The following is a 12340-nucleotide window of genomic DNA, read 5'->3' as shown; positions in this document are numbered from 1 at the left end:
AGCCAAGCGTTTTCAATGCGCCTAATACGGCTTTTGAGAAACGCTCGCTTTCGTCGTTGCTTTGCTTCGTTCGGTGCTCATTGCCCAGATGGCAACGCCGCGCCTCACTCAGCTTCGCGCCTCGAAAGCCAAGCGTTTTCAATGCGCCTAATACGGCTTTTGAGAAACGCTCGCTTTCGTCGTTGCTTTGCTTCGTTCGGTGCTCATTGCCCAGATGGCAACGCCGCACCTCACTCAGCTTCGCGCCTCGAAAGTGTGTTTGGATAAGGGAATCAAATGAAGTAGAGCTTATTTACAACCTATGGTCACCTAAGTGAAATTCGGTTTCTGTTGTGTAGGAGTTGGAGTATGGGGCATGTCCGTTCTGACTATCGGATTCAAAACATCGCGGACACAAAGTATATCGTTGATACGTCACCAGCTGTCGGATTTGGCAAACGTCTTTTTCAATTATAGGTTTAATCCATGTGCATGCTCCGTTAAGGGCATGTATTTGTTTGTGAGTGTGATTGATATGGTACAAATGAGAACCTCCTTTAGATGCCTTATGAAACTGCTGCTTGTTCAAAGATGAGTAGAGCAGCTTGGATCATTTATTCTGAACAAGCTTCTGAAGATCACTAATCCTTTTTACCCAGATGTCGAATAGATGAAACATGAAATGTTTTACCTGCATCTAAAAGGTACTATTGTAGGCAAGTAGCCATATGCAGACCTTTCACGTTTTACTCTGCGTCTTCTCGAGTATTAAATGATAGTATAAAGGGATGCTAATCACGAATTTGTCCTCTGAACATTACATTTACTAAAAACGACTGCTTGAAAATGATTTGTTAAAGGGGTGGGATCATTGAAGCGAATAGTGATTATTGGATCAGGGGGTTCAGGGAAATCGACTTTTGCACGTAGGCTGGGGAAGGATTTGGGGATTCCAGTCGTTCATCTGGATGCTTTGTATTGGAAGCCGGGCTGGGTTCCGGAAGAGCAGAAAACTTTTGATGGCATTATACAAGCAGAGCTTGCAAAAGAAAAGTGGATTATCGATGGCAACTTCAGCCGAACAATGGACGTTCGTATCGCTGCTGCGGATACAATCATCTTTATAGATTTGCCCCGTCTTCTATGTACGTATCGAGTAGTAAAACGATGGCTTCAGTATCGGAATAAAACGAGAGTGGATATGGGCGAAGGTTGTTCAGAAAAAGTGGATCTAGCTTTCTTAAAATGGGTATGGACGTATCCTGCAACTAAACGACCTGAGGTCATCAGAAAACTAGAACAGGTGGCAAGTGATAAAAAAGTCGTTCATCTTACATCGCAAAAGAATGTGAAGGGTTTTTTAAATACATTGTAGTGGACCAAAGAATGAACCAGCCATAATGACTGATTCAGACTGGTGAATAAAGTGCGCTTACTCGTTTTGCTCGGTCATAGTTTGTTTATAGATAAGCGAGGACAAGGCTGAGAACTAGAAATGTTCCTCCAACCACAAGGAATAATCGTGCAGGGTGTGTTTTTGTATGCTGTTCAGATGGTGTGTTTGAGGATTGTTCTCCAGATTCTAAACGTCGAAGTTTTTTTAAGCCAGATATAAAACCGTTAAAAAAACCAGCACCAAAAATCTTCGAAAACAAACCAACGCATAAAAAGAGCAATGAGATTGTAAACAGAGAATCCGCAATTGTACGTAACGTGACTTCCTGATACCAAACTACAAAAAGAGCAGTCAACAAAACACCAGCGATATAAGTGTATAAATATTTCTTAGGCATTATAATTATCCTCCCGTTCAGTGTAGATCTACTTTTTTATCATAGCATGTTTTAATCCCTAGAAATGATAGGAAAATCGACTTGGAATTAGGTCAGAAAACACTGACAACAGTTTATAGCATCAAATTATTTTAGTATAGAAAGTAGGGAAGCCCTTGTGAGACAATCGCACATTGACACTTTAAAACATTGCAGTCCCAAAGGGTTTTTTGAAAATAAGAGATTTCGCAAATTTCAGCTAGTCTCACAATAAAACTGATTTTACGATAATAAATTTTTAATAAAACGCGTGCAAAATGTTCATGGAATTTGTATAATGGTAGACAAGGGTTTTTTTATGCATCTGTAAAAAGGCCTAGCTTGGAAGAATTTCATAAGACTATTAGGGGGTAAGAACGTGATGAAAAAAGGTACAAAGTTTTGGCTGTTTGCACTTGTTGCTGCATTGATGCTTGTCATCTCTGCATGTAGCGGCGGCGGCTCAGACACAGAAAGTGCTGACAATGGCACTGACGGGGAAACCACGGAAGAACAAGCGACTGACGAAAGTGCAGCAGCTGGTGAGCAAGTATTGAACTTGAGTGAAGGTGACGAAATTAGTTCAATGGACTCAACTCAAATTACTGACACCATCTCATTTACCGCATTAAATAACGCAATGGAAGGTCTTCTTCGTATGGACGAAAATGATCAAACTGTACTAGGGATGGCAGCAGAAGAACCAACCATTTCTGAAGACGGCACTGTTTGGACATTTAAAATCCGCGATGATGCCAAATGGTCTAATGAAGAACCTGTGACTGCAGGAGACTTCGTTTACGCTTGGCAAAAAGCATTATCGCCAGACACGCTTTCTCAGTATGCGTACATCTTTGCACCTGTGAAGAACGCAACGGCGATCATCACGGATGGTAGCGATGTGTTTGGACAAGTTGATCAGCTTGGAGTAAAAGCTGTCGACGAAAAAACGTTAGAAATCACACTAGAAAACCCAGTACCTTATTTTAAAGGGTTGCTTGCCTTCCCTGTATACTTCCCGCAACCAGAAGCATTCGCTACAGAAAAAGGCGGAGCTTATGGGACAACGGTTGAAAACACGTTGTACAATGGGCCTTTCGTTCTTAGCGAATGGAATCCAGGCGCAGGCTGGTCGTTCGCTAAAAACGAAGGATATTGGGATGCTGAAACTGTACAGCTTGCAGCTGTAAATGTACAGGTAGTAAAAGACCAGCAGGCTGATATGAGTTTGTATGAAACTGGCGAAATTGATCAAAAATGGGGACTTCGCGGTGAGTATGCAACTCGCTTTCAAGGCAACGAAGAGCTACATGAATTTAAAGAATCTGCTGTATTCTACCTATTGTTCAACAATACAAGAGAATATTTCCAAAATGAAAACATCCGTCGTGCAATTGAGCTAGGTTATGACAAAGAAGGTCATGCAACAGTTATTCAAAACAACGGTTCAGTGGCAGCAGATTACTTAGTACCACAAGGTCTTTCTAAAACAGAAGATGGTGCAGACTACCGTGAAATTGCAGGGACTTTTAATGATGAACCAACAGATGCGGCTAATGAATATTTCCAAAAAGGTCTTCAAGAGCTTGGACAAGAAAGCTTGACAATTGAATTGTTAACAGACGATACAGAAGGTGCAGGCCTAACAGCACAGTTTATTCAAGAGCAATTGCAACAAAACTTGCAAGGATTGACTGTTAACATTAACCAACAGCCTTTTACACAGCGTTTAGACTTGTCTGCTTCTCAACAGTTTGATATGGTTATTTCGGGTTGGTCACCTGACTATCAGGATCCACAAACGTTCCTTGAATTGTTTATCTGTGACAACGGAAACAACGATGGAAAATATTGCAATGAAGAATACGATGCATTAATGGCAGAAGCTTCTGCTGAATTTGATGACATTCAAAAGCGTTTCGAATTGTTTGCTGAAGCTGAAAAATTGCTTCTTGAAGGAGACGTAGCCATTTCTCCAATTTACCAACGTGGTATTCTATACCTACGTAAGCCATATGTACAAGATTTGTATGTTCACGTCTTTGGCGCTGAGTTCAGCTACAAGTGGGCATCCATTGATGGAAGCAAAAACTAACTGCGTTTGACGATAGCAGGGCGGCTGGCCATCAGGCGAGCCGCTCTCTTCTTTATGCAATTATACCTATTTGATTACTTTGCATCGCAAACGTAAAAAACTGTTGGAGGTGAAATGATGGGGAAATATGCATTATCAAGATTAGGCTACATGGTCGTTACATTTATTGTTATTGCGACACTGACATTTCTTCTTATGCAGGGACTGCCTGGATCGCCATACAAAAACGCAGAGAAACTTTCGCCTGCACAGATTGAATTATTAAACGAACGCTATGGTCTGGATGATCCATTGCCAGAACGCTATGTGACGTTTTGGGTGAATATGTTTCAAGGAGATCTTGGGCAATCGTTTCAGTATCCAGGGCGTGATGTCCTTCCAATGATTACTGCTCGTATTCAGCCATCAGCCGTACTAGGTTTAGAAGCTATCATTTTAGGAACGGTGGTCGGATTAATTTTAGGCATCATCGCAGCACTAAGGCAAAACACGTCTATTGACTATATTGCGCTTATCATAGCTGTGCTGGGGATTTCAATTCCTTCCTTCGTGTTTGCAGGTGTCATGCAATATTCGTTTGGAGTGGAGTTTAGAATTCTTCCGGTAGCAGGCTGGGACGGATTAGAGTATCATGTGATGCCAGTACTTGCACTATCTGTTGTCGTCATTGCAACGGTGGCTCGTTTTATGCGAACTGAGATGATAGAGGTACTTGGACAAGACTATATTATTACCGCACGAGCAAAAGGTGTCTCACCGCTTGCTGTAATCATAAAGCACTCTATTCGTAATGCGCTTATTCCAGTTATTACAATTTTAGGTCCTTTGGTTGTAAGTATCGTGACAGGTTCCCTCGTTATTGAACGTATCTTCGGTATTCCGGGGATTGGGGAACAGTTTGTACAATCTATTCTTGTTAACGACTATCCTGTAATTATGGGAACAACGTTGTTTTACAGCGTAATATTTATAGTAACGATCTTTCTCATTGATATCTTCTATGGAATTATCGATCCGCGAATTCGTTTAGCAGGAGGGAGTAACTAATGGCAAATAAGCCCCAAGACAACATCAGCAAAGATTTGTTTACTCCTGCGACGGAGACGTTTGATCAGGAGAAGGTGAGCGGGCCATCCATTAGTTTCTGGCAGGATGCTTTCCGCAAGCTACGTAAAAATAAAGGCGCCATCGTTGGAATTTTTCTAGTTATCATCATAACGGCAATGTCATTTATCGGACCTGAGATAAGCGGGCATAAGTTCAGTGATCAGGAAATCATGCACACGAATTTACCTGCACGTATTCCAGTGTTAGAGAATATTAGTTGGCTGCCATTTGATGGGACAACGAATATTGGCACAAACCCTTATGAAGATCGAAATCTAGACGATGTGTACTATTGGTTTGGTAGCGATAATCTTGGACGTGATATTTGGACAAGAGTCTGGGTAGGTACGCAAATCTCCCTTTTAATTGGTGTCGTAGCAGCCTTGCTGGATTTGCTCATAGGTACGTTATACGGAGCGATTTCAGGTTTCTTCGGTGGTAGAGTCGACAACATTATGCAACGAATTATTGAGGTGCTCGTAGGGATTCCAAATTTAATTGTCATCATTATGCTGTTAATCTATTTAAAACCTGGGATACCAGCAATTATCCTCGCAATGGTAATTACAGGATGGGTCAATATGGGTAGAATTGTTCGGTCACAAATTCTTAAGCTTAAGAACCAAGAATATATACTCGCTTCAAGAACGCTTGGTGCTAGCAATTCAAGATTGATTTTTAAGCATTTATTTCCAAATTCACTCGGGCAGATCATCATTACGACAATGTTTACGATTCCGACTGCGATCTTTTTTGAAGCTTTCCTAAGTTTTATTGGCTTAGGTGTTCCAGTTCCTAGAGCATCATTAGGGTCATTGGTGGATAGTGGATTTGACTCGCTTCAAACATTCCCTCACATGGTTCTGTTTCCTGCGATCGTCATTAGTGTATTGTTGATTAGTTTCAATATGGTAGCAGACGGCCTGCGCGATGCGATTGATCCGAAAATGAGGGACTAACAAAGAAGGAGGTGTGGAACTTGGCAAAGGACCCCATATTGTCTGTAAAAAATTTGCGCGTTTCGTTTCACACGTATGCTGGTGAGGTTCAAGCGGTTCGTGGGATGGATTTTGACCTCCGTGAAGGAGAAACGCTAGCGATCGTTGGAGAATCAGGTTCTGGGAAATCAGTGACAACACGTGCTGTGATGGGTTTAATCCCAAAACCTCCTGGTGAAATCAAAGATGGCGAAATTCTTTATAAAGGGAAAAACATCATCAACTATAAAGAAAAAGAAATGCAAAAGCTTCGTGGGAAAGAAATCTCAATGATTTTCCAAGACCCCATGTCAGCATTGAACCCAACAATGAAAGTCGGAGCACAAATTGTTGAAGGGTTGAAGAAGCATCAAAAGCTAACAAGTTCTCAAGCAAAAGAGAGAGCGATCGAGTTGCTTCGACTCGTCGGAATTCCGTATCCTGAAAAGCGGATTGATCAGTTTCCTCATCAATTCTCTGGAGGCATGCGACAACGTGTCGTCATTGCAATTGCACTGGCATGTGATCCGAAAGTATTGATCGCAGATGAGCCAACCACCGCCCTAGACGTGACAATACAAGCGCAAATTCTTGAGTTGATGAATGATTTAAAAGAAAAGCTAGGAACAGCCATTGTGTTGATTACGCATGATCTTGGTGTCGTGGCCAATATGGCGGATCGCGTTATTGTAATGTACGGAGGACAGGTTGCCGAAACCGGTACAGTTGATGAAATCTTTTATCAGCCAAAGCACCCGTATACGTGGGGATTGCTTTCTTCCATGCCAAACCCAAACATGAAGGAAGAAGTGCTTCAGGCGATTCCAGGCTCACCGCCTGATTTGTCTGATCCACCTGTGGGTTGCCCTTTTGCTGCTCGTTGTCCTTATGCGATGAAGGTGTGTGTGGACCATAACCCAGCACTCGAGCCTATTTCTGAAACCCAGAAAGCCGCATGCTGGTTAAATGATGAACGTTCACCAAAGGTAGAGCCCCCGGAACGAGTGTTGGCGGGAGGAGGATCAACATCATGAGCAAGCAAAAAAATGAAACGTTAATTCATGTCGATGGTTTAAAAAAGCACTTTGACGTAGGGCGCGGTCAGATATTAAAAGCTGTTGATGGACTTACCTTTGATATTTATAAAGGGGAGACACTCGGTCTTGTAGGAGAATCTGGTTGTGGTAAATCGACTGTTGGTCGAACGATGAGTCGTCTCTACAATCCTACAGAAGGCGATGTCCTTTACGACGGCAAAAGTGTTTACGGTGCAAAGACACAAAAAGACAAACTCGCCATGGACCGTAAAATGCAAATGATTTTCCAGGATCCTTATTCGTCTTTGAATCCGAGACTAATCGTTCGTGATATTATTGCAGAAGGCATTGATATTCATAAGCTCGCCAAATTGAATAAAGAACGAAGCGATCGAGTCACTGAGTTGCTTGAAACGGTAGGCTTAAACAAAGAGCACGCGACTCGTTATGCCCATGAATTTTCGGGTGGACAACGTCAGCGTATTGGGATTGCACGTGCGTTGGCAGTAGATCCTGATTTTATTATCGCTGATGAACCAATCTCTGCATTGGACGTATCAATCCAAGCACAGGTTGTCAATCTGATGAAGGACCTGCAAAGAGATCGTGGGCTGACGTACCTTTTCATTGCCCATGACTTGTCGATGGTGAAATACATCAGTGACCGTGTTGGAGTTATGTACCTCGGGCATTTTGCTGAGCTTGCGAGTAGTGATGATTTGTACGCTGAACCACTTCACCCTTATACGCGAGCTTTGTTGTCTGCGATCCCACTGGCTGATCCAGTGGCTGAACGTACACGGGAACGTATTGTAATTGAAGGAGATGTGCCAAGTCCGGTTGATCCACCAAGCGGCTGTCCATTCCGAACGCGTTGTCCGTTCGCACGCGAAGTTTGTGCGGAGGTTGTGCCCCAGTGGCTAGAAGCGCGAAGCAATCATTACGTTGCATGTCATATTCATGATCCAAAGCATGCGGATCAATTTAGAGACGTGGCAATGGCGTAAGTATAAGTAAAAACACACTGGTCGAAAGATGCGCCAGTGTGTTTTTTAGTTTCTAAAGCGATGTTCACCAAGCTATAACATTTTAGTGCATCTCTAGAATATGTTACCAATGGAAAGGAGTGTAAGCGTTACCGAAAAAAAGGCTACTTCTGTTCGTCGCAGCAGTGATCTCTCTTTCACTTTTCCTTATCTTCTTTTCTCCGTCAGGAACCTCCACCACAGCAAATGATCTTGAAAAACCAATCGTTCATCTCGATGAAGTTCCTGTCAGATTTGGGGCATGCCTTCACGAAGAGGAGTGTGATCAAACAGAAGTGGATAAAGCTAACGTCCGTGCCAATTTTAAAGATGTGAAATTGCCAACTGATCCGAGACTCGAGGTTACACGTTCAGACATTGTTAAATTGGGTGAAGGTCATTTTAGGTTTGATCAAATGTATAGATTTGAAGAAAATGGCGTATACAATAGTATGGTGTTGACTGGAAATCCGAGTTTTAATGAGAGTGATGAAGCGATTGAAATCGATCTATCAAATGAAATAACAGGATTATACGAAGAAGATGGCTCAAGCGCTTCCCTTCGTTGGAAGGATCCAGACACAGGATTTACTTATAGCGTAGCTGGTTTTAAAAATGTCGACTCAGAAAGCTCTAGGATGACAAAGGAAGAGATGCTTTCAATCTATGACTCGTATGAACCCATCACAGACAACGAAAAACCAGCTTCCTAATGGGCGCTGGTTTTAATGTTTATGCAGAGGTGATGCCTAAATGCAGCAAGGCTTGTTGGAGATTCTGACGGACGGTCAGACGGTTTAATTGAATGCCCATTTGAACAGTAGACATGGCGATTTCGGTGCTTAATCCAGTGAGCACGACATGGACTCCCATTAGTTCAAGTGCATTCACGGTATCAAAGATGTATTTGGCGATGAGTGTGTCGATGTGTTCTACTCCTGAAAGGTCAAAAATGAGTTGTTCAATGGCTTGTTCTTTAACAAAATTCAGCGCCTTTTCCATTAAGACGCTAGCACGTTGCTCATCAATCTCTCCAATCACTGGGCATATGCCAATCGAATTGGTAATTTTTATTAGAGGCAGTGAGAGGTCACTTAGTTTTGCTGTGAATTGCAGGACGTTGTCATGGGCATGCTGGATAAAATTATTGGCACAGCTCGCAACAAATTGTTGTAAAAGAAGAGAGATGGTTTGATTTAGTTGGATCACTGAAGGGACGGTCAATTGAAGACATTCTGCATGCTCGTCTATCAATTCCCAAAGGTGTTGACTAAGATAAGGCATCGTGTTCAAGATAGAAATGAGATGTTCTCCATTGGACCACAAGGGATGATCAGGATCGTTTAGTTCTTCTAACGTCTTCTCTTCACTTGTATTGCCCTTTAAATGACTGCTCATCAAATCGAGAATGTGTGAAAAGGAGGCTTCCAGTGGACAGAGGCTGTCTGATAGAATCGTTGTATTCGATGATAGTGTGCCGGCAAAAGAGGAAGCAAGTGCCTGTTTAATAAGATGGTCTTTATTAGTTGAAAGCAGTTCCCCGGTTAGATGAAGCGGTGTCGTTGGTTCTAATTGCATGAATTCACACTCCTGATCAATGTCATTATTGACTCGATAAAAAATCTACTTCTTTTATTGTAAAGCAAAAAGTGGAAGTCGTAACGTTTTTTTTAATGAATTGATGGACAAATTCTTTTCACCTTCCAAATCGCTCCGGGGACTCTCACCAATTAGCTAAATGAGCAGACTTATGTCTTGAAAGTAGAGACTTGGAGAGAGAAGAATAACTAAAGTATTGCCCTTGTGTATACGTAATAACCAAAGCGGACATTAGCGAGAGTCCTGCCGAAAATCACCAAAGCGACCCATATGCTAACTAGTGCCCTTTCCACTACCTTAGTTGGTCATGGCCGAAATTGAACCAACGAGGTCTATCGCATTTCATTCGTTCTTTACAATAACCAAAAGCGGTCACTAGTGAGACTCCAGCAGCAAAGAAAACACGACGAGGTCTTTTCGAGTCGATGTTGCACTTGTACCCGATGGGTGAAAAGAAAACATGACGAGGTGCACGGGAATGTCGACCGCTCCGTCAACAAACTTCGCTTTCTGTGGGGCACGGCTTCAGCTTCCTGGGAATCTTGCTTTCCGAGGGGATCTTCAGCTCGCGCTGATCCCACTAGAGTCTACGTTGTTGACTACGCTGAGTTTGTTTCTGCGAACATTTATGGCTCGGTCTCGTAAGTAAAAAGCCTTGTGGAAACTAAATAAGGCAAGTCAGTGCACTGTTTCAAAGTAGATCATCGGATGCCTTTTACATGAATGTCGTGGTAACTGTTGAAAATGAAACCAAAAAAGATCTTTCTCATTTGATTCGCCCTTTAGCATAAACCAAAAGCGACGACTAGCGAGACTCCAGCAACAATGAAAATACGACGAGGTCCATTTGAGTTGAAGATGCGCTAAGGTGAACGGGAATGTCGACCGCTCCGTCAACAAACTTCGCTTTCTGTGGGGCACGGCTTCAGCTTCCACGAAAAAGCAGGCTTTTTCGAGGGGATCTTCAGCTCGCACTGATCCCACTAGAGTCTACGTTGTTGACTACGCTGATGTTTATTTCTTTGTGCATTGTTTATTGTGGCTCGGTGTGTTAGGCAATGTAGAAATGCATAACATTGCAATTGCACCTACACAGTAATGCAACTTGACATGGAGCCTCTATGGGCGTGCACTTTACGCCAAGAAGCCAAGCGCCATAAGGCATTGGCTTAGCCAAATAGGCTAGCACGCCCAACTCTCCATGTAAAGTTGCAACGAAATATTGGCTTGCAAAGTTATGCACTTTTGTTTTGCACTACACACTCGGTGTTGTATAGAGGGTAAAAAGCCTTGTGGTAACCAAATAAGACAAGTCAGTGCACTGTTTCAAGGTAGATCGAATGTCGTGGTAACTGTTGAAAATGAAACCAAAAAAGATCTTTCTCATTTGATTCGCCCTTTACCATAAACCAAAAGCGACGACTAGCGAGACTCCACGACTAAGAAGTCATGACGAGGTCTTCTCGAGTTGAAGGTGCACTTGTACGAAAACAAGAACGATAACTCATCCTGAATAAGATAAGATCTACGTTATCTGATGGGGCACTAGATTCTAAATTAATCCTAAAGTTTTATAGAGGAATGTTGAAAGGACATATGGAATATATGTATCTACAGTGTTGGTAAATATAAAATTTATACGTTGTACCAACCCATATGCTTCCACTCTTGCGAAATTGTATAGAGAGGATTTTGTCATTTTAGGGGGAGAGAGAAAATGATGAAAAAATCGTCTCAATTTTTGCTTGCTGTTTTAATCGTTTTCGTTGTGGGCAATACGGTGTCACCAGCGACGGCCAATGCGGCTTTCAGCGACGTCTCATCGAACCACTGGGCCAAAAAGGCGATCACATGGGGGGACAATAACAATTACATAAAAGGTATAAACAAAGAGAATACCTTGTTTGCCCCGAATCGTTTATTAACGCGAGCACAGTGGTTTGCCATGCTCTTTCGCTACTTAGAACCGATCCAATTCCAGTCGCCAGTTGAACCAAAGGCATGGTCATCGAGTGTTTTAGAAACAGCTGTGTATTATGGGTACCCGATTCTTGCCTCTTTTAGAGGACATATTGACTATTCTGTCATGAATGCGCCGATCAATCGAGTGGAAGCGGCAGACACCATTGTTTACAGCTATGAAGCGAAGACATTTTGGTATGAGTCTGAGACCGTCAATTGGATGTATGACAAAGGAATTGCCAAAGGGATGGGGACAAAGCGAACATTAGAATCGTATGCTCCGTTCGAGTCAATGACTCGTGCAGAAGGGATCCAACTTTTGTACCAGCTGGAGCAGGCGTCGATGGCGGATGTGAGAACGAGCCGTTTCCAACCAAATGAGGCTGTTTTTTACGTCACATTCCCACGTCAGCTGCAAAAGCTTCGTCGCACGAATGCAAGCAATGAGAGTGTTAGCCAATCGAAAAACGATCTCTTGTACGTGCTCAACCAAATGGAAGACCAAATGGATAGTCGTACAACTAGTACGCTGAAGAACGAGGTGAACCGCATTAAGACGGTTCTGCAGCTTTTAGACAAGCTCCAGCCTCATGCCGACAGCAGCGACACAGCAAAGCAAGTGTACAGAAGCAGCCTTACCGCATTACGTGCTTACGATCGCTTCGTTTCCTACAAAAACCAACAGCAGCTCACAGATTATTATCAGCTGCAGGACGAAGCATTTAAAGGGCTGTCTACACAACTATGA

General features: G+C 42.7%; 11 protein-coding genes. 8 read left to right on the top strand and 3 right to left on the bottom strand.

Annotation, left to right across the window (positions count from 1 at the left end; all coding sequences use genetic code 11):
• Positions 1-229, bottom strand: a 229-nt coding sequence (locus tag EV213_RS20955; RefSeq protein WP_208112699.1) for a hypothetical protein, incomplete at its 3' end; no start/stop codon positions are given.
• Between the two features lie 621 nt (positions 230-850).
• Here EV213_RS20955 and EV213_RS01220 point away from each other — a divergent pair.
• Positions 851-1354, top strand: coding sequence for a DNA topology modulation protein (locus EV213_RS01220; RefSeq protein WP_133578650.1), 504 nt, complete (start codon positions 851-853; stop codon positions 1352-1354).
• Between the two features lie 85 nt (positions 1355-1439).
• On the opposite strand, the gene EV213_RS01215 is transcribed toward EV213_RS01220, so the two are convergent.
• Positions 1440-1772, bottom strand: coding sequence for a DUF3899 domain-containing protein (locus tag EV213_RS01215; RefSeq protein WP_133578649.1), 333 nt, complete (start codon positions 1770-1772; stop codon positions 1440-1442).
• A 400-nt stretch (positions 1773-2172) separates the two neighbouring features.
• Between EV213_RS01215 and EV213_RS01210 the strand changes: the two genes are divergently transcribed.
• The 6 genes from EV213_RS01210 to EV213_RS01185 all read left to right on the top strand — a co-directional run bounded on the left by EV213_RS01210 (position 2173) and on the right by EV213_RS01185 (position 8744).
• The gene (locus EV213_RS01210; RefSeq protein WP_243739959.1) at positions 2173-3885 is read left to right on the top strand and encodes a peptide ABC transporter substrate-binding protein; all 1713 of its coding nucleotides are present in this window, start codon (positions 2173-2175) and stop codon (positions 3883-3885) included.
• 117 nt (positions 3886-4002) lie between these two features.
• On the top strand, positions 4003-4932 hold the full coding sequence (locus EV213_RS01205) for an ABC transporter permease (RefSeq protein ID WP_133578647.1): 930 nt from the start codon (positions 4003-4005) through the stop codon (positions 4930-4932).
• Positions 4932-5951, top strand: coding sequence for an oligopeptide ABC transporter permease (gene opp3C / locus EV213_RS01200; RefSeq protein WP_133578646.1), 1020 nt, complete (start codon positions 4932-4934; stop codon positions 5949-5951). Before EV213_RS01205 ends, opp3C begins: the two co-directional genes overlap by 1 nt.
• Positions 5952-5971: 20 nt before the next feature.
• A complete protein-coding gene (locus EV213_RS01195; RefSeq protein ID WP_243739941.1) occupies positions 5972-7003 on the top strand; it encodes an ABC transporter ATP-binding protein in 1032 nt (343 codons plus the stop codon).
• A complete protein-coding gene (locus EV213_RS01190) occupies positions 7000-8013 on the top strand; it encodes an ABC transporter ATP-binding protein (RefSeq protein ID WP_166639112.1) in 1014 nt (337 codons plus the stop codon). The genes EV213_RS01195 and EV213_RS01190 overlap by 4 nt, the downstream gene beginning before the upstream one ends.
• Positions 8014-8327: 314 nt before the next feature.
• Positions 8328-8744, top strand: coding sequence for a hypothetical protein (locus EV213_RS01185; RefSeq protein ID WP_133578644.1), 417 nt, complete (start codon positions 8328-8330; stop codon positions 8742-8744).
• 19 nt (positions 8745-8763) lie between these two features.
• Here the strand turns inward: EV213_RS01185 and EV213_RS01180 are convergent, their stop codons facing one another.
• Entirely contained in the window at positions 8764-9609 is an 846-nt protein-coding gene (locus EV213_RS01180) for an STAS domain-containing protein (RefSeq protein WP_133578643.1), read from the bottom strand.
• A 1738-nt stretch (positions 9610-11347) separates the two neighbouring features.
• Here EV213_RS01180 and EV213_RS01175 point away from each other — a divergent pair.
• Positions 11348-12340 (top strand): S-layer homology domain-containing protein, encoded by a 993-nt coding sequence (locus EV213_RS01175; RefSeq protein ID WP_133578642.1) that lies wholly within the window; start codon positions 11348-11350, stop codon positions 12338-12340.

The sequence above is a fragment of the Aureibacillus halotolerans genome (assembly GCF_004363045.1).
In the GTDB taxonomy this organism is placed as follows: domain Bacteria; phylum Bacillota; class Bacilli; order Bacillales; family DSM-28697; genus Aureibacillus; species Aureibacillus halotolerans.
Note: the sequence above shows the minus strand (reverse complement) of the source record. Positions and strands in the feature narration are given on the sequence as shown.